The organism is Rhabdaerophilum calidifontis (genome assembly GCF_008641065.1).
In the GTDB taxonomy this organism is placed as follows: domain Bacteria; phylum Pseudomonadota; class Alphaproteobacteria; order Rhizobiales; family Beijerinckiaceae; genus Rhabdaerophilum; species Rhabdaerophilum calidifontis.
Genome location: NZ_VTRS01000007.1, coordinates 60669 through 78615 on the forward strand (window position 1 = coordinate 60669; position 17947 = coordinate 78615).

Below are 17947 nucleotides of genomic sequence, written 5' to 3' on the forward strand. Positions count from 1 at the left end.
CATGTGCGGCATCGTCGGCTTTCAGGGAGACGAAGCGGACGAGCAGGTCGCGCGCATGAACGCCGCCCAGGCGCATCGCGGGCCGGACGGGGCGGGAAGCCACGCGGTGCCGGAACTCGGCTTCGCGATGGCGATGCGCCGTCTCGCCATCATCGACATCGCCGGCGGTCGGCAGCCGCTGGTCAGCGCGGACGGGCGCTACGCGCTCGTCTTCAACGGCGAGATCTTCAATGCGCCGGAGCTGCGCCGGGAACTCGAGGCGCGCGGCATCCGGTTCGCTTCCGATCATTCCGACACCGAGACCCTGTTCCGCCTGCTGGTCGCCGACGGGCCGCAGGCCGTCTCCCGCCTCAACGGCATGTTCGCCTTCGCCTTCCTCGACCGGGAGGCCGGCACGCTGGCGCTCGGGCGCGACCGCTTCGGCATCAAGCCGCTGCATTACGCCGAATGCGCCGGCGGCTTCGCGTTCGCATCCGAGATCAAGTCCCTCCTGGCGCTGAACGCGCTCGATGCCGCGCCGGACCCGGCGGCTGCGGCGCATTTCCTTACCCTGCATTACGTGCCGGGCGAAACCACGGCGTTCCGCAGCATTCGCCGCGTGCCGCCGGGCACCGTGCTGGAGCGCGATCTGCGCTCGGGCGCGACGCGGCTAACGCGGTTCTGGCGGCTCTCCTACGCGCCGGATCACCGGCGATCGCGGGCCGAATGGCGCGAGGCGATCCGCGAGACGCTCCGGGGCGCCGTGCGGCGCTGGGCATGGGCGGATGTCCCGGTCGCGGTGAGCCTCTCCGGCGGGCTCGACAGTTCGGCTGTGGCCGCCTTCGCCGCGCTCGAGGGCATCCCCGTCAGTGCCGTGTCGCTGGGCTTCGACGGCCCGGACGAGGCGCCCTGGAACGAATTGCCGCTGGCGCGCGAGGTCGCGGCGCGCTGGAACATTCCCCATGAGGAAATCGTGCTCAGGCCCGAGGCGCTGATCGAGCGCCTGCCGGCCATGGTCGCGGCGCTCGACGAGCCCTATGCCGGCGGTCTGCCCTCCTGGTTCGTGTTCGAGGCGATGGCGCGGCGCGTGAAGGTCGGCCTGACCGGGGTTGGCGGCGACGAGATGTTCGGCAATTACGGCAAATGGCTGGGGCTGGAGCGCCGCTGGTTCGGCCGGTTCGGCCGCCGCCCCGCTGGCGCGGTGAGCCGGGAGCTGTTCGCCGAGCGGCTGGTCGGGCGCTATTATTACGCCGACGCGGCGGCGAAGGCGGCGCTGCTGGTCGATCCGCCCCCGGTCGCGGCCGCGACGGAGACGCTGCTCTTCGAACGGTTCGAGGCCGCGGTGCGGGCGGGGCAGGGGCTCCGGGATGCCTGGGCGATCACCGATATCGAGACCCAGCTCGCCGACGAGTTCCTGATGATGACGGACCGGTTCTCGATGGCGCATGGCCTCGAGGCCCGCACGCCGTTCCTCGACAACGAATTCGTGGACCTGGTCCGCACCATCCCGGAAACGGTGCGCACCGCCCCCGGCGATCTCAAGGGTCTGCTCCGGGAGGCCGTGGCGCCCCTGCTGCCCGCGGCCTTGCTGAATGCTCCCAAGCGCGGTTTCGTCCTCCCGCTCGCGAACTGGCTCCGCGGCCAGCTCCGCGGCCTTGTCGAGGAGAGGCTGGCCGAGCCGGCGCTGCGCCGGCAGCGGATCTTCCGCCCGGAGGCGGTCGCCGCCATCACCGCCGCCCATTTCGCCGGCGAGAACCGCACCGCCCAGCTCTGGCCGCTCCTGATGTATCAGCTCTGGATCGACAGCCGGTGACCCTCTCCGTCGTCCATATCTCCACGAGCGATATCGAGGGCGGCTCCGCACGCTCCGCCTGGCGCATCCATTCCGGGCTCCTGGCGCGGGGCCTGCGCTCGCGCATGCTGGTCGGCTGGAAATCCTCGGCGAGCGCGGAGGTGGCGGAGATCGCGGAGGCGCGCTGGCTCCGCCGCCTCGACAATCTCGCGAGCCGGATCACCGGGCGCATCGGGCTGCAATATTGCGCGATTCCCTCCTCGTTCGGGCTGCCGGGGCATCCCTGGCTTGCCGATATCGATGTCATCCAGCTCTACAATCTTCATGGCGGGTATTTCGATCTCGCGGCGCTGCCCGCGCTGGCGCGCCGCGCGCCCATCGTCTGGCGGCTTTCCGATCTCTGGCCGGTCACCGGGCATTGCGCCTATCCCGGCTCCTGCGAGCGCTGGCGCATCGGCTGCGGCCAATGCCCGGATCTTGCGACCTATCCGGCCATCGGGCTCGATTTCACCCGCTTTCTCGCATCCCGGAAGCGCCGGCTCTACCGGCGGATCGCGCGGATGACGATCGTCGCGCCGTCGAGCTGGACCGAAAGCCAGGCCCGTGCGGCGCCGGCCCTTGCCGGGTTTCCGGTTCTCCGCATCCCGAACGGGATCGACACGCTGCGCTTCCGGCCGCAGGATCGCATTGCGGCGCGCGCGCGGCTGGGGATCGCGGATGACCGGCCCGCGATCCTGTTCAACGCCCATATCGCCTTCGACAATCCGCGGAAGGGCACGGATATGCTGCTGGCGATCCTGCGCGCCCTGCCGGAGCCCGAACGCTTCTGCCTGATCGTGGCGGGGCGCGACAGCGAGAAATGGCGCGGGCAGACGCCGCTCGCCACCTATCCGCTGGGCTATGTCACCGGGGAGGCGCGCCTTGCCGATCTCTACGCGGCCTGTGATCTCGTCGCGCTGCCCTCCGGCGTCGAGAATCTGCCGAACACCGCCCTGGAGGCGCTGGCCAGCGGCCGGCCGATGATCGCGTTCGATATCGGCGGGATGCGCGACGCGGTTCGCGACGGCGAGAGCGGCTTCTGCGTGCCGGCGGGGGATCGGGACGCCTTCGGCGCGGCACTCACAGGCCTCGTCAGGGATGCCGCGCTCCGGTCGCGGCTCGCCCATGGCGCGCGGGCGCTCGCCGAGCGGGAATTCGCCCATGCGATCGAGATCGACCGTTTCGCGCGGCTTTATGCCGAATTGGGGAGCCGGAGCGCGCCATGATTGCAGGTTCCCCGGACACCGTCCCCGGCGCGCTGCCGCGCGTGCTCTTCGTGACGCCGCACGCATTCAATGCCGTCACCGGCGGGGGGATCACGTTCTCGGCGCTGTTCCGCGGCTGGCCGGAGGACCGGATCGCGACCGTGCACAACGATCCCGAACCGACGACCGGCGATGTCTGTCGCCGCTATTTCGTTCTCGGCCGCGACGAACTGGATTATGCGCCGCCGCTGCCGGCGATCCGCCGGCTGCTCGGACGCGGCGCGGGGGGCGATGGCGGCCCCTCGGGGCCGACCGTCGGCGTGAACGCCGCTGCCGGCGGCGGCGCAGGAGGAGGCGCGGAGGGAGGCGCGGAGGGAGGCGGCCGCGCCGGCCGCTGGCTCCGCAACGCCGCGATCGCTGCGCTCGGGGACGGGTTTCCCGAGCGCGCGGTGCTGACCCCCCGGCTCGCGGCCTGGATCGAGGCGTTCAAGCCGGACGTGCTCTACACCATCCTCGGATCGAACGGCATGATGGCGCTGACCGAAGCCATCCGGCGCCGCTTCGCGCTGCCGATGATCGTGCATGTGATGGATGACTGGATGTCCTCGCGGCATCGCCATGGTCTGCTCGCCCCCTTCCTGCGCCATGCCATGGAACGCCGGGTCCGGCACGCCATGCAGGTCGCATCGGGGCATTTCAGCATTTCCCCCGCGATGACGGTGGCGTTCTCGGAACGCTACGGCCGCCCGTTCGAGGCCTTCCAGAACACGATCGACACGGCGCGCTGGCTCCCCCGTGCGCGGCGCGCGGCGGCGGCCGGATCCCCGGCGGATATCCTCTATGTCGGCTCCATCTTCCCCGAGGCGCAGCTCGAAACGCTGGCCTCGGCGGCGCGGGCCGTCGCGATGCTCGACGAATCCGGCTTTCCCGCCACCCTGACGATCAGCACCCCGTCCGGCCATGCCGAGCGCCATCGCGCGCGGCTGGCGATCCACCCCGCCATCCGGCTCATCGACACGATCCGCGACGACGATGCGTTCTTCGCGCGCATCGCCGCAGCCGACCTGCTGCTGCTGCCGGTGAATTTCGATGCCGGAAGCATCGCCTTCATCCGCTATTCGATGCCGACGAAGGTGCCGGCCTATCTCACGACCGGCGCCCCCATCCTGGCCGTCGGCCCGGCCGAGGTCGCGCAGATCGCCTATGCCATGGCGGAGGGCTGGGCCTTCACCGAGACCCGACCGGGCGACGAACCGCTCGCCGCGGCGATCCGCCTGGCCCTGACCGACCGGGAGGGGCGCGAACGGGTGATGGCGCGCGCCCGGGTTGTGGCACGCGCCCATCACGATGCCGGCATGGTGCGCGCGCGGTTCCGTGCCCGTCTGACCGCGATCGCTGGAGGAGGCGGCCCGTGCTCCCCCTGAAAGGCAGGACGATCCTCTATCTCGTCACCGAGGACTGGTATTTCTGGTCCCATCGGCTGCCGGTCGCGCGGGCAGCGCGCGATGCCGGCGCGCGCGTCGTCGTGGCGTCGAATTTCGACCGGCATCGCGACCGCATCCTCGGCGAGGGGTTCGAGACCGTGCCGGTGCCGTTCGACCGCTCCGGGCTCAACCCGTTCCGCGACGCGGGCACCCTCGCGGCCATCGTCTCGGCCTATCGGCGCATCCGGCCGGACATCGTCCATCAGGTCGCGGTCAAGCCGGTCCTCTACGGAACGCTCGCCGCATGGCTGACCGGCCGGCACGCCGTGATCAATGCGATGGCCGGCCTCGGCTTCCTCTTCACCGGAGGCGGCGCGCGGGCCCGGCTCCTGCGCGCGCCCTTTGCCCTGGCGCTGCGGCTGCTCGACCGGGCGACATCCGCCCGCACCATCGTCCAGAACCCGGATGATCGCGCCGCGCTCGTTGCGGCGGGTCTCGATCCGGGCAGGATCGTGCTGATCCCCGGCTCGGGGATCGACACGGCGGCGTTCACGCCGCAACCCGAGCCCGGCGAGGGGCCGGTTGTCGCGGTATGCGTCTCGCGCATGCTCTGGGACAAGGGGATCGGCGAACTGGTGGAGGCGGCGCGGCTGCTGCGGCAGCGCGGCGCGCCGGTCCTGGTGCGGCTCGTCGGCGGCACCGACAGCAACCCGGCGCGGATCGAGCCGGCGCAGCTCGATGCCTGGCAGCGGGAGGGGATCGTCGAGATCGCGGGGCACCGGACGGATATCGCCGCCGAATATGCCAGGGCGCATATCGCTGTCCTGCCCTCCTACCGCGAGGGATTGCCGAAATCGCTGCTGGAGGCCGCGGCCTGCGGGCGGCCGATCATCGCCACCGATGTTCCCGGCTGCCGCGAGATCTGCATCGCATCCGAAACCGGTCTCCTCGTGCCGCCGCGCGATCCCGCCGCGCTCGCGGCGGCGATCGCCACGCTCGCGGCGGACCAGGCGCTGCGCCACACATTCGGCCGCAAGGCCCGGCATCTGGCGGAGACACGGTTCGATCAGGGCCTGATCGCCGCCCAAACCCTGGCGCTCTATCGCCGCAGCCTCGGCGCGCCCGACGGGACGTGACCGCCGGGCCGCGCCGGCTTAGGCCGATGCGCCGCCCGGCGGGTTGAACTTCACCACGTTGCCGCTGGCGTGCTTGGAATCGTCGGGGGCGAACCGGGTTCCTCCCCCGATCTCGGCGCCCGAGACGAGCGCCATCAGCAGCCGCCGCGCTTCCGGTGCATTACGGCTCTGCAGCGCCTGTTCGAGCAGCTGGAGCTTCGGGCGGAGTTCGGCGAGGGAATTGAGCCGCGCATTGGCGATGAACACGCCGTCCGCCTCGCTCTTCACCGCGCCTTCCTCACTGTCGAACAATTCCTCGAACAGCTTCTCGCCCGGCCGCGGGCCGGTGAATTCGATGGCGATATCGTCGCCAGGGCGGAGGCCGGCCAGTGCGATCATCGTCCGCGCGAGATCGACGATCCGCACCGGCTCCCCCATGTCGAGCACCATGATCTTGCCGCGCGGCGCGCTGGGGCGCGTGCCGAAGGCCGCGGCCTGGAGCACCAGCTCGCTCGCCTCGCGGATCGTCATGAAATAGCGCTTCATTTCCGGATGCGTCACCGTGACCGGGCCGCCGGCGAGGATCTGCCGCTTGAACAGCGGCACCACCGAGCCGGTCGAGCCGAGCACGTTGCCGAAGCGCACGGTGACGAACCGTGTCGCGACCCCGCTGACATCCAGCGCCTGGCAATAGATCTCGGCTGCGCGCTTGGTTGCGCCCATCACGCTCGACGGGCGGATCGCCTTGTCGGTCGAGATCATCACCAGCGCCTCGCTGCCATGCTCGACCGCGCAATCGGCGACGTTGCGGCTGCCGAACAGGTTGGTCAGCACGCCCTCGCACACATTCTGCTCGACCAGCGGGACATGTTTCAGCGCCGCGGCGTGGAAGACGAGGCGCGGCTTCTCCTCGGCGAACACGGCGGCGAGAGGTGCCCTGTCCCGGACATTGCAGATGACAGGCCGGTGGAACACCGCCGGCGCCTCGCGCCGGAGCATCTGGTCGACCTCGTAGAGCGCGTATTCCGAATGATCGAGCAGCACGAGCCGCGCCGGCCCATAGGCCGCCACCTGCCGGCACAATTCCGAGCCGATGCTGCCGCCGGCGCCGGTGACGAGCACGACCGAGCCCTCGATCAATTCGCGGATATTCTCGATATCGAGCGAGACGGCAGGCCGGCCAAGCAGATCCTCGAGCGTCACATCCTCGAGACTCGGTTCCATGCCGTCGAGCTTCGGCGCCCCCACCCGCAACAGCCGCAGCCGCAGCCGCGCGGCGATGGTCGCGATCTGGCTCAGTTCGCTGCGCCCGGAGCCCGAGGCCGCGATCAGCAGCGAGGAGATCGTCGTGCCGCGCCGCCCCAGGCCCGCGACGATCTCCTCGAGGTCGCGGATCTGGCCGATGAACGGAATGCCCCGGATCTGCCGGCCCTGCCGCCCGTCGGCGTAATCGATGATGCCGCAGACCCGGTAGCGCCGCGACGCCTCGAGATTGTAGGTGCGGATCAGGCGGTCGGCCTCGGTCGCATTGCCGACGATGACGAGATACTCGACCCCGTCGGGGGTGAAATCGCGCGGCCGGAAATTGGCCAAGCCGCCATCCTTCAGGAACCGGTAGGCGAGGCGCGGCGCACCGATCATCACGATCATCACGAACCAGGTGATGACGAGCGTCGTGCGCGGCATGCTTTCGAGCCGCTGCAGGATGAACATCGTGACCAGGAAGGCGAGGATCGTCGTCGTCGAGGCGAGCACGATCGCCCGAAGATCGGTCACCGACGAGAAGCGCCAGATTCCGCGCCCGAGCCCGTAGATGCGGAAGGTGATGCCGGCGATGACCATGAACACGCCGAGCCAAAGGACCAGGCGTTCATCCCACGGCACATCCTCGAGGCCGTAGCGCGCAACGAGGGCGATCAGCAACGAGAGACCGGCGATCAGGATATCGTGGATGCCCGCGAGCAGCCGCTTCCACGAAATCGCCCGCAACATCATGATATCCTCGAATATTGTCACGTCTCAGAGCATTGCGCGACTTGGGAAAGTCCTAACACCGCAATGCCCTTGAAACAAGCTGACGCGGCGCCGGGAATTGTCAGCGCCCCCTTCGCGTCCTAGTAAGGGCGCACCGCTCGGGCGAGGCGGTGCCGGGGAGGCAGGCCCATGGTTGTATTTCTGAGCGGCGCGGCGGCGCTGCTTTTGTGTTGCGCGTTGCTGCCGCTGCTGATGCCGCTGCTTCGCCGTTATGCGCTGGCGCGCCCCAATGCCCGTTCGAGCCATCGCGAGCCGACGCCGCAGGGGGGCGGGATCGCGGTCGTCGCGGCGATCCTCGCCGTGTGCCTTGCCGCCGCGGCCGGGCTGTTCGGGCCCGGCTTCGTGGCGCAGCCGCCGAGCTTCTGGCTCGCGCTTCTGCTCCTCGCCGGAATCGGCGCCGCGGACGATATCCGGCCGCTGCCGGCGCTGCTGCGGCTCGGGGTTCATGCTGGGGCGGTCGTCCTGGTGCTGTGGGGTGCGGGGGCCGCGCAAGTCTTCGCCGTTCAAGCGCCGGCGCTGGCGCCCGGCCTCTGGCTGTTCGCGATCCTGGCCGGCGCCTGGATGGTCAACCTGACCAATTTCATGGACGGGCTCGACTGGCTCACCGTCGCCGCCGTGGTGCCGCTGGCCGCCGCCCTGGCGCTGCTTGCGCCCGTTGCCGGGCTCGCTCCGGCCGATGCGGTGCTCGCTGCCGCGCTGGCCGGCGCCCTGCTCGGTTTCGCGCCGTTCAACCGCCCGGTGGCACGGGTCTTCCTCGGCGATGTCGGCTCGCTCCCGGTCGGGCTGCTGGTCTTCTACCTGCTCTACCGCGTCGCGGAAGCCGGGCACCCGGCCGCGGCGCTCATCCTTCCAGCCTATTCGGTCGCGGATGCGACACTGACCCTGCTGCGCCGTCTGCTGAACCGCGAGGCGGTTTGGCAGGCGCATCGCAGCCATTTCTACCAGCGGGCGACGGATAACGGCTTCACCGCGCGCGGCGTGTCGCTGCGGCTCCTTGTGCTCAATATCGGCCTCGCCGGGCTCGCGACGCTGACGATCCTGACGGATTCGCCCGCTATCGACATGGCGGCGCTGCTGGCGGCGGCGCTGCTCGTCGCCCTGCTGCTCCGGCATTTCATACGGCCCCGCGAGCGGGGCTTGCCGGTCAGAAGCAGCGCATGAGCCGGAGCATGGATGCGGACAAGGGCGGTCCGGTCGCGGTCACCGGCGCGACCGGGTTCGTCGGCGGCCATCTGCTGCGCCTGTGGCGGGCGGAGGGGCGGGCGGTGCGGCCGCTCCTGCGCGATCCCGCGTGGCGCGATCGGTTCCCGGAGGCGCGCCTCATCGGCGACACGCGCGACCCCGCCCGGCTCGCCGAGGCGCTCGCGGGCTGTCGCGCCATCGTCCATCTCGCCGGCCGCGCCCATACCGGCGAGACCGACGAGACGCCCTATCTGCGCGACAATGCCGAACTGACTGCCGCCTATGCCGAGGCGGCGCGGCAGGCGGGCATCACCCGGTTCGTGTTTCTGTCCTCGATCCGCGCGCAGGCGGGGATCGCCGCCGAGGGAATCCTGACCGAGGCGGACCCGGCGCGACCGAGCGATGCCTATGGCCGCTCGAAACTGGCGGCGGAAGCCGCGCTGGCGGCGAGCGGGCTCGATTGGGTCGCGCTGCGCCCGGTTCTGGTCTACGGCGCCGGCGCGCGCGGCAATCTCGCGGATCTCCTGCGCCTCGCCCGGCTGCCGGTGCCGCTGCCGCTGGGGGCGGTGACGGCGCGGCGCTCGCTGGTTTCCGTGGAATCGCTCATCGCCGCCATCACCCTCGCGCTCGAGGCGCCGGACGCGGTCGGACGCCCCTTCGTGGTCGCCGAGGAGGAGCCGCTCACGATCGGCGAGATGATCGCGGCGCTCCGCGCCGGGCTCGGCCGCTCGCCGGGGCTTGTCCCCCTCCCGGTTCCGCTTCTGCGGATCGCGGCGTATATGATGGGGCAAAAGCAAAGGATCGACCGGCTGCTGGGGGCGCAGCGGGTGGATGCCGCGGCGCTGCGGGCGCTGGGCTGGAAACCGGTCTTCGATGCGCGGACGGGGCTTGCCCGTCTTGCCGCTGGGCAGGCGGGCGAGGGGCGGTGAGGGTGCGTAGTGTTTCAATCCGCGGGGCGGAGGGCGCAGGCACGGCGGCAATGCTGCTCTGCCTTGCGACGCCGCTCGCGATGCTGGTTTCGCGCGGCATCGCGCCGCTGGCGCTGACGCTCATTACGGCCCTGCTCGTGGCGGGCCTGGTCACCCGGCCGGGCCCGGCACGCCTCGCCGGCGGCCTTGCTCCGCCATCGACGCGCGGGCTCGACGCGGCAGCCGTGGCGTTCCTCGGCCTCATCTGCGTGCGGCTGCTGACGGATCGGATGGGCGGCGGCCCGGATCGGCTGGCGATGCTGCTCACCTTTTCCGGCAGCCTCGTGCTGCTGCTCCTCGCCGCCCGCGTTCCGATCGAAATCCGGAACGGCAGCCGCTGGTTCGGCGCGGCCCTTGCCGGGACGATCCTCCTTGCGACGCTGCTGATCACGGTCGAGATCCGCAGCGCCGGGGCGCTGAAGCGCGCGGCGGGGATCTCGCCGGACCTGTTCCGGATGAACCGGACGGCGGTCATGCTCGCGCTGCTCCTGCCGGTTCTGGCGCTTCCGGCCCTTCCAGCCCTCCGGCCGCGCTTGGCCTTGCGCATGCTCGCGATCCTGGCCGCCGCCATCGGCATTTTCCACTCGCAGAGCGAATCCGCGAAGCTCGCGCTGCTTGTCGTGCTGGCGGTACTCGGGCTCGGGCTGCGGTTTCCACGGCCGGTCTTCCGGCTCGTCGCGGGGGCGGCGCTCGCCGGCACGCTCCTCATGCCGCTGATCGCGCCGAACATCCTCGCCGTGATCCCGCATGCCGTGCAGGAGGCGGTCGGCTATGGTTCGCTCACCATCCGCGGCGAGATCTGGCGGGAATTCGGCGTGCTGTTCTGGCAGCACCCCTTGGTGGGGCAGGGCTTCGACGCGAGTTCCTGGGTTGCCGGGACGCCGGCCGCGGCGATGCTCGATCCCGCCCGCCGCGCGCTTCTCGCCTGGGGGCATCCGCATAATATCGTGCTCCAGGTCTGGTTCGAATTCGGGCTTTTCGGCGGGCTGGCGCTGGCGCTGCTGCTCGGCGCGGTGCTGCGCCGGATCGGGCGGCTGCCGGACGCGGTGCTGCCGGCCGCGACCGCGATCTTCGCCGGCGCCTATGTCGTCAGCGCCGTCAGCCACGGGGCCTGGCAGGAATGGTGGTGGTGCCTGCTCGGCATCGTCGTCCTGCTGTTCCGCGCGGGCGCCGCTCAGCGCCCGGCGTAATCGCGATACCAGCGGACGAAGGCGCCGACACCTTCCGAGACGGGGGTCGCGGGCCGGGCACCGGTGAGCGCGACGAGCAGCCGGGTATCGGCGACGGTCGAGGGCACGTCGCCGGGCTGGAGCGGCAGCATGAGCTTCTTTGCCGGAATGCCGAGCGCCTCTTCGATCGTCGCGATGAAATCGTCGAGCCCGACCGGGCTTCCGCCGCCGATATTGACGATGCGGTGCGGGGCGACGGGAGACAGCGAATCGATCTCCGGCGCCACCGGCTCCCCGAGCCGCGGCGCCTGCGCCATCAGCCCGACAATGCCATCGACCAGATCGTCGATATAGGTGAAATCGCGCTGCATCGCGCCGCCGGCATAGACCTCGATCGGCTCGCCGGCGAGCATCGCGCGCACGAACTTGAACAGCGCCATGTCCGGCCGTCCCCAGGGGCCGTAGACGGTGAAGAAGCGGAACATCGTCGTCGGCAGGCCGTGAAGATGCGCGTAGGCATGCGTCATCAGCTCCGCCGCGCCCTTGGTTGCGGCATAGAGCGTCAGGGGATGCGCGGTCCGCGCGGTCTCGCGGAAGGGCTGGTCGAGATTGCCGCCATAGACGGAACTGGTCGAGGCCATCAGGAAATGGCGCGGCGCGGCCTCGCGCACAGCCTCCATCAGGTTGAACGTGCCGACGAGATTGGCGTCGAGATAGGCGCGCGGATTTTCGAGCGAATAGCGCACGCCGGCCTGCGCCGCCAGATGGACCACGATCTCGGGCCGGAAATCCCGGAACACCGCCTGGGTCGCGGCCTCGTCCTCAAGCATGATCTCGTGCGCCGAGAACCGGTTCGAGGCCCGCAGCAGCCCGTGGCGGCGGCGCTTCAGCCCGACATCGTAATAGGCGGTCATGCCGTCGATGCCGCAGACGACATGGCCGGCATCGATGAGGCGTCGCGCGAGATGGAATCCGATGAAGCCGGCGGTGCCGGTGACAAGGACGCGGGTCGGAACGGGCAGGCTCATGGCGCTAGCGGCTAGCCGATTTGTCGCCGCGCGGCTACTGCTTTCCGCCGCCGGGCCGCGGCGGGCTGGCCTTTTTCGGCGGCACTCTTTAAGGCGGTGCCGCCGGCCGCGCTGCCGGCGGAAGGATCCGCATGACCAAGACCGCTCTCATCACCGGCGTCACCGGCCAGGACGGCGCCTATCTCGCCGAATTGCTGCTGGCCAAGGGCTACCGCGTCCACGGCGTCAAGCGCCGTTCCTCCTCGTTCAATACCGGCCGGATCGACCATCTCTACCAGGATCCGCACGAGAAGGACGTGCGCTTCCGGCTCCATTACGGCGACATGACCGACGCGACCAATCTCATCCGCATCGTCCAGGAGACGCAGCCGGACGAGATCTACAATCTCGCGGCGCAATCGCATGTCCAGGTGAGCTTCGAGACCGCGGAATATACCGGCAATGCCGATGCGCTCGGCACGCTGCGGCTGCTGGAGGCGATCCGCATCCTCGGGCTCGAGCGCAAGACGCGCTTCTACCAGGCCTCGACATCGGAACTCTACGGCAAGGTGCAGGAGGTGCCGCAGCGCGAAACCACCCCCTTCTACCCGCGCTCGCCCTATGCCGCCGCGAAGCTCTATGCCTATTGGATCACGGTCAATTACCGCGAGGCCTACGGCATCCACGCCTCGAACGGCATCCTCTTCAACCATGAGAGCCCGATCCGCGGCGAGACCTTCGTCACCCGCAAGATCACCCGTGCGGCGGCCGCGATCCGGCTCGGGTTGCAGGACATGCTCTATCTCGGCAATCTCGACGCCAAGCGCGACTGGGGCCATGCGCGGGATTATGTCGAGGGCATGTGGCGCATGGTCCAGCAGCCGGAGGGCGACGATTACGTGCTCGCAACCGGCGAGACCCATTCCGTGCGCGAATTCGTCGAGCGGGCCTTCGCCGCCATCGGCATCACGGTCGAATGGCGCGGCACCGGCGTCGAGGAGCGGGGAATCGACGCCGCGACGGGGCGCGAACTCGTCGCCGTCGATCCGCGCTACTTCCGCCCGACCGAGGTCGACCTGCTGATCGGCGATCCGAGCAAGGCGCGCGAGAAGCTCGGCTGGACCCACCGGACGCCCTTCGCCACCCTTGTCGAGGAAATGGTCGCCGCCGATCTCGTCGCCGTGCGGCAGGAACGGGACCGGACGGAGCGCCATGGCTGAACCGCTGCGCAAGCTCTTCGACCTGACGAACCGCTCGGTCTATGTCGCCGGCCATCGCGGCATGGTCGGCGCGGCGATCTGCCGGGCGCTGGCCGATCGCGGCATCCGCCCGCTGGTGGCGACGCGCGCGGAAGTCGATCTCGAACGGCAGGACGCCACCGAGGCCTTCTTCCGGCGTCGGCGGCCGCAGGTCGTCATCCTGGCGGCCGCCCATGTCGGCGGCATCAAGGCCAACAACGATTTCCCCCGCGATTTCCTCTACAAGAACCTGATGATCGCCGCGAATGTCATCGAGGCGGCGCAGCGCAACGGGGTGCTCAAGCTCGCCTTTCTCGGCTCGTCCTGCATCTATCCCAAATTCGCCAAGCAGCCGATCACCGAAGATGAATTGCTGACCGGCGCGCTCGAACCCACCAACGAATGGTATGCGATCGCCAAGATCACCGGAATCAAGCTGGTGCAGGCGTATCGCCGGCAATACGATGCCGACATGATCGCGCTCATGCCCTCGAATCTCTACGGGCCGGGCGACAATTACCACCCCGAGCACAGCCATGTCGTCGCGGGGCTGATCCGGCGCTTCCACGAGGCGAAGCTCAGCGGCGCGCCGAGCGTCACCATCTGGGGCACCGGCACGCCGCGCCGCGAATTCCTCTATGTCGACGATTGCGCCGAGGGCGTGCTGCACGCGCTCGAGCATTACACCGGCGAGAGCCATCTCAATCTCGGCACCGGCACCGATGTCACGATCGCCGATCTGGCGCGGCTCATTCGCACCATCACCGAATACGAGGGCGAGCTGGAATTCGATCATGCCCGGCCGGACGGCACCCCGCGCAAGCTGCTCGACGTGAGCCGCATGCGCGATCTCGGCTGGAAGGCCACCACCACGCTGGAGGCAGGACTTGCGAAGGCCTATGCCGATTTCCTGAAGGGCGGCGGGCGGAACCGCTGACCCGCCCGCCATGCTTAGCCGCGATAGGCGTGCCAGCGCCCGGCCGGATCGCGGATTTCGACCTGCCCCTCGGCATCCGCGCGGACATGGTCTTCCGAGACCGGAACCTTGCCGAACCCGCCCGGCAGATCGAGCATATAGGCCGGGATCGCATGGCCGGAGAGCCGGCCGCGCAGGGCGGCGTGAATCGCCCGGCCCTCGGCGAGGCTCGGCCGGAAATGGCCGGTGCCCGGCGCAAGATCGGGATGGTGGAGATAGACGGGCCGGATGCGGTTCGCCGCCATCTCGGTGAAGAGCGCCGCCAGCGTTTCCGCATCGGCGTTCACCCCGCGCAGCAACACCGTCTGGCCGAGCAGCGCGATGCCGGCATCGGCGAGCCGGGCGACGGCGGCACGGGCCTCGGCGGTGAATTCGCGGGCATGGTTGGCGTGAACCGAGACATAGATGGCCCGGCCCGGCACCTTCAGCGCCGCGACGAGCGCCGGCGTGATCCGCTCCGGCGCGACGACGGGCACGCGGGAATGCCAGCGGATCATCCTGAGCTGCGCAAGTGCTGCCGCCCGCGCGCCGAGCGCGGCGATCCGGCGCGGCGAGAGCACCAGCGGATCGCCCCCCGTCACCACCAGTTCGACGATCTCCGGATGCGCCGCGATATGGGCGAAGGCGCGATCAAGCTCCGCTTCGGTCAGGTTGCCGTCGCCCTCCGGCCCCACCATCTCGCGGCGGAAGCAGAAGCGGCAATAGACCGGGCAGGTATGCGTGACCTTGAGGAGCGCCCGGTCCGGATAGCGGTGGACGAGCCCCTTCACCGGCGAATGGGCGTGATCGCCGATCGGATCGGCGCGCTCCTCGGGGCGCGCATCGAGTTCGGCCAGCGCGGGCAGGAATTGCCGGCCGATCGGATCCTCGCGCCCTTCGATCAGCGCCGCCATCGCCGGCGTGACCGAAACCGCGTAGCGCGCCGCGACCGCCTCCAGCGCCGCCGCCTCGCCCGGCGCAACGAGCCCCGCCGCCGCAAGATCGGCAAGGCGGGTCAGTGCGCGCGGCGGCAGCGGCAGGGCGAGCGGCGCGTGTTCGGGGTCGGTCTTGGCCATGCCGCGCCATAGCCCGAAACGGCGTCGGCTTCAAACCGCCGCCTCTCCGAACGGCCAGGGCGTGAAGATCACGTCATGCACGCTCGAGGCGCCGGCGGCGAGCATCGCGAGCCGGTCGAAGCCGAGCGCGATGCCGGAACAGGCGGGCAGATGCGCGAGCGCGGCCAGAAAATCCTCGTCGATCGGGTAGCGCTCGCCGTAGATTCGCGCCTTCTCGGCCATGTCCGCCTCGAAGCGGCGGCGCTGCTCGATGGGGTCGGTCAGTTCGCCGAAGGCATTGGCGAGTTCGACGCCGCAGACATAGAGTTCGAAACGTTCGGCGAAGCGCGGATCATCGGCGCAGGGCCGCGCGAGCGCCGCCTCGCAGAGCGGATAGCGGTCGAGGATCGTCGGTCGCCCGATGCCGAGATGCGGCTCGATCCGCTCGGCGAGGATGCGCGAGAAGATGTCCGACCACGTATCATCCGCCGCGACGCGGATGCCGATCCCGCCGGCGGCGCCGGCGAAGGCCGCCCGGTCGTCGAGGCAGGCTTCGAGATCGAGCCCCGCATGGCGCCGGAACGCCTCGACGAGGCTGAGCCGCTCCGGCCCGGCCTGCGGGTCGCATTCCCGCCCGCGATGGCTGAAGCGGGCCCGCCCGCCGATCTCGGCCGCGACCCGGAGGAGCGCCGCGCTGTCCGCCATCAGCGCGGTGTAATCCGTGCCGGCGCGATACCATTCGAGCATCGTGAATTCCGGCGCGTGCAGGCGCGAAGCCTCCCGCGCGCGGAAGCAGGGCGCAAACTGGTGGATGCGCGCTTCCCCCGCGGCGAGGAGCTTCTTCATCGCGAATTCCGGCGAGGTATGGAGGAAGGCGCGGCCCCGCGCCCCGGCGGCATCGGTCCATTCGGTCGCGAAGGCATGCAGATGCGTCTCGTTGCCGGGCGAGACCTGGACGATGCCGGTCTCGACCTCGAGGAAGCCGCGTGCCTCGAACCAGCCGCGCAGCGCCGCCTTGAGCCGCGCGCGGATCACCAGCCCCGGCCGTCGCGCGGCATGGTGCGGCCCGGCCCAGAACGGTGGCGCGGGGGAGGGCGAATCGGCCAAGCGGTCCTCGTCGAAAATGGCGGGGCCCACGTCCCCGCTTGGCGTTTGCGCGCCGAGCGGTTAAGGGGTGCGCCTCGAATTCAACCAATCGGGCGCATCAAGCGCTAGGCATCGGGGACAATATGGTCAAGGTCATCGCCTCCTCCATCCGCAAGGGCAATGTCATCGAACTCGACGACAAGCTCTATTCCGTGATCTCGGCGGAGAGCTTCTTTCCCGGCAAGGGCACGCCGACGACCCAGATCGACGCCCGCCGACTCTCCGACGGCGTGAAGACGACCGTCCGCTACCGCACGACCGAACAGGTCGAGAAGGCCTATGTCGAGGAGAAGGACTACACCTATCTCTACGGCGACGATGACGGCTTCACCTTCATGGACCAGGAGAATTTCGAGCAGATCATGGTGCCCAAGGAGGTGATCGGCGACGGGGTGCCCTATCTCCAGGAGAACATGGTCTGCCAGATCGGCGTCTATAACGGCGTGCCGGTGACGATCACCCTGCCGCAGCGCGTGATCCTCGAGATCGTCGAGACCGAGCCGGTCACCAAGGGGCAGACCGCGTCGTCTTCCTACAAGCCGGCGATCCTCTCGAACGGCGTGCGCACCGCCATCCCGCCGCATGTCACCGCCGGCACCCGGGTGGTCATCAACACCGAAGACGGCAGCTACGTGGAGCGCGCCAAGGATTGAGGCGGGCCGCTCACCCCATCGCCTGCCGCACCGCCTCCGCGCGCGGGATCGGCGCAACGGCGCCATAGCCTTCAGTCGAGAGCGCGGCGGCGACGCCGGCATAGCACCCCGCCGCCGCGATCGAATCGCCCGCAACGAGCCGGGCGACGAAGGAACCGCCGAAGCAATCGCCCGCGCCGGTGGCATCGACCGGCCGGCAGGGATGGGGCGGAATGCGGTGGCGGGCCTTCGCATCCGCCACCAGCGCGCCCTCCGAACCGAGCTTGAGCGCGACGACCTTCGCCCCCTTCGCGAGGCACCAATCGACGAGCGCGTCGGGGTCCGTCAGCTCGGTGATGGCGACGATGTCGTCGTAGCTCGGCAGGAGGATGTCCGAAAGGCCGATGATGTCGGTCATGATCGCGCGCGCCCGGTCCTTCGACCAGAGCTTGAGGCGCAGGTTGGTGTCGAAGGAAACCAGCGTGCCGCCTTCGCGCGCGGCATGGATCGCGGCATAGGCCGCGTCGCAGGCGCTGTTCGAGATCGCGAGTGAGATGCCGGAAAGATGCAGGGCCTTCGCGGCCCGGATCGCATCAGCCGGCACATCGGCCGGGCCGTAGAGGCTCGCGGCGGAACCGGCGCGGGCGAAGCTGAAGGCGTGCCCGTCCGGCCCGTGGGTCACGAAATACATGCCCGTCGGCGCGGTGCGGTTCTCGATGACCAGCGAATGATCGACTCCCTCCGCCTCCCACAGCCTGCGGAACATCTGGCCGTTGGCATCCGCCCCGAGCGCCGAGACATAGCCCGTGCGTGCGCCCTGGCGCGCCGCCGCGATGATGAAATTCGAGGTATCCCCGCCAAAACCCTGAAGGTAATCGCGCCCGTCGCCGCCCTTCACCTGGTTGAACTCGATCATCGCCTCGCCCATGGCGAGGATTTCGGCGGCGGATGCGGGCGCGGCGGCGTCGGCCTTGGTCATGGCAATGGTTCCGTATAGGAAGGGCTCA

15 protein-coding genes are annotated in these 17947 nt (G+C 69.8%); 10 read left to right on the plus strand and 5 right to left on the minus strand.

Annotation, left to right across the window (positions count from 1 at the left end):
- Window position 1 precedes the first annotated feature (1 nt).
- From asnB to FWJ24_RS11805, 4 genes are read left to right on the plus strand one after another with little or no spacing between them, the layout of a single operon-like run.
- Window positions 2–1792 (plus strand): asparagine synthase (glutamine-hydrolyzing), encoded by a 1791-nt coding sequence (asnB, locus tag FWJ24_RS11790; RefSeq protein ID WP_166443685.1) that lies wholly within the window; start codon window positions 2–4, stop codon window positions 1790–1792.
- Entirely contained in the window at window positions 1789–3036 is a 1248-nt protein-coding gene (locus FWJ24_RS11795) for a glycosyltransferase (RefSeq protein WP_150288043.1), read from the plus strand. Before asnB ends, FWJ24_RS11795 begins: the two co-directional genes overlap by 4 nt.
- Entirely contained in the window at window positions 3033–4439 is a 1407-nt protein-coding gene (locus tag FWJ24_RS11800) for a glycosyltransferase family 4 protein (protein ID WP_150288044.1), read from the plus strand. The genes FWJ24_RS11795 and FWJ24_RS11800 overlap by 4 nt, the downstream gene beginning before the upstream one ends.
- Window positions 4427–5575, plus strand: coding sequence for a glycosyltransferase family 4 protein (locus tag FWJ24_RS11805; RefSeq protein ID WP_206110835.1), 1149 nt, complete (start codon window positions 4427–4429; stop codon window positions 5573–5575). The genes FWJ24_RS11800 and FWJ24_RS11805 overlap by 13 nt, the downstream gene beginning before the upstream one ends.
- 18 nt (window positions 5576–5593) lie before the next feature.
- On the opposite strand, the gene FWJ24_RS11810 is transcribed toward FWJ24_RS11805, so the two are convergent.
- Window positions 5594–7546, minus strand: a complete 1953-nt coding sequence (locus tag FWJ24_RS11810; protein ID WP_166443686.1) for a polysaccharide biosynthesis protein — start codon at window positions 7544–7546, stop codon at window positions 5594–5596.
- Window positions 7547–7717: 171 nt separating this feature from the next.
- Here FWJ24_RS11810 and FWJ24_RS11815 point away from each other — a divergent pair, with 171 nt between their 5' ends.
- Genes FWJ24_RS11815 through FWJ24_RS11825 form a run of 3 tightly spaced genes read left to right on the plus strand, consistent with a single transcriptional unit; the run spans window position 7718 to window position 10928 of the window.
- Entirely contained in the window at window positions 7718–8749 is a 1032-nt protein-coding gene (locus FWJ24_RS11815; protein WP_150288046.1) for an MraY family glycosyltransferase, read from the plus strand.
- On the plus strand, window positions 8746–9699 hold the full coding sequence (locus FWJ24_RS11820) for an NAD-dependent epimerase/dehydratase family protein (RefSeq protein WP_246155669.1): 954 nt from the start codon (window positions 8746–8748) through the stop codon (window positions 9697–9699). Before FWJ24_RS11815 ends, FWJ24_RS11820 begins: the two co-directional genes overlap by 4 nt.
- 2 nt (window positions 9700–9701) lie before the next feature.
- On the plus strand, window positions 9702–10928 hold the full coding sequence (locus FWJ24_RS11825) for an O-antigen ligase family protein (protein ID WP_206110836.1): 1227 nt from the start codon (window positions 9702–9704) through the stop codon (window positions 10926–10928).
- Here FWJ24_RS11825 and FWJ24_RS11830 read toward each other — a convergent pair.
- Window positions 10913–11935: an NAD-dependent epimerase/dehydratase family protein gene (locus tag FWJ24_RS11830; RefSeq protein ID WP_150288048.1), complete on the minus strand. Its 1023-nt coding sequence runs from the start codon at window positions 11933–11935 to the stop codon at window positions 10913–10915. The two genes, FWJ24_RS11825 and FWJ24_RS11830, sit on opposite strands and share 16 nt — an antisense overlap.
- Window positions 11936–12066: 131 nt before the next feature.
- Here FWJ24_RS11830 and gmd point away from each other — a divergent pair, with 131 nt between their 5' ends.
- Together gmd and FWJ24_RS11840 are read left to right on the plus strand one after the other, a co-directional pair.
- Window positions 12067–13134, plus strand: coding sequence for a GDP-mannose 4,6-dehydratase (gene gmd / locus FWJ24_RS11835; protein WP_150288049.1), 1068 nt, complete (start codon window positions 12067–12069; stop codon window positions 13132–13134).
- Window positions 13127–14089, plus strand: a complete 963-nt coding sequence (locus FWJ24_RS11840) for a GDP-L-fucose synthase family protein (RefSeq protein WP_281291973.1) — start codon at window positions 13127–13129, stop codon at window positions 14087–14089. The genes gmd and FWJ24_RS11840 overlap by 8 nt, the downstream gene beginning before the upstream one ends.
- A gap of 14 nt (window positions 14090–14103) precedes the next feature.
- Here the strand turns inward: FWJ24_RS11840 and FWJ24_RS11845 are convergent, their stop codons facing one another.
- Both FWJ24_RS11845 and epmA read right to left on the minus strand, forming a co-directional pair.
- Window positions 14104–15183 carry a lysine-2,3-aminomutase-like protein gene (locus FWJ24_RS11845; RefSeq protein WP_150288050.1) on the minus strand — a complete coding sequence of 360 codons (1080 nt, stop codon included), beginning with the start codon at window positions 15181–15183 and terminating at the stop codon, window positions 14104–14106.
- A 30-nt stretch (window positions 15184–15213) separates the two neighbouring features.
- Complete coding sequence (gene epmA, locus FWJ24_RS11850; RefSeq protein ID WP_150288051.1) at window positions 15214–16269, minus strand: EF-P lysine aminoacylase EpmA; 1056 nt, start codon at window positions 16267–16269, stop codon at window positions 15214–15216.
- A gap of 122 nt (window positions 16270–16391) precedes the next feature.
- On the opposite strand from epmA, the gene efp reads away from it, so the two are divergent.
- Window positions 16392–16961, plus strand: a complete 570-nt coding sequence (gene efp / locus FWJ24_RS11855) for an elongation factor P (protein ID WP_150288052.1) — start codon at window positions 16392–16394, stop codon at window positions 16959–16961.
- 10 nt (window positions 16962–16971) lie between these two features.
- On the opposite strand, the gene FWJ24_RS11860 is transcribed toward efp, so the two are convergent.
- Window positions 16972–17919: a sugar kinase gene (locus FWJ24_RS11860; protein ID WP_150288053.1), complete on the minus strand. Its 948-nt coding sequence runs from the start codon at window positions 17917–17919 to the stop codon at window positions 16972–16974.
- Between the last annotated feature and the right edge of the window lie 28 nt (window positions 17920–17947).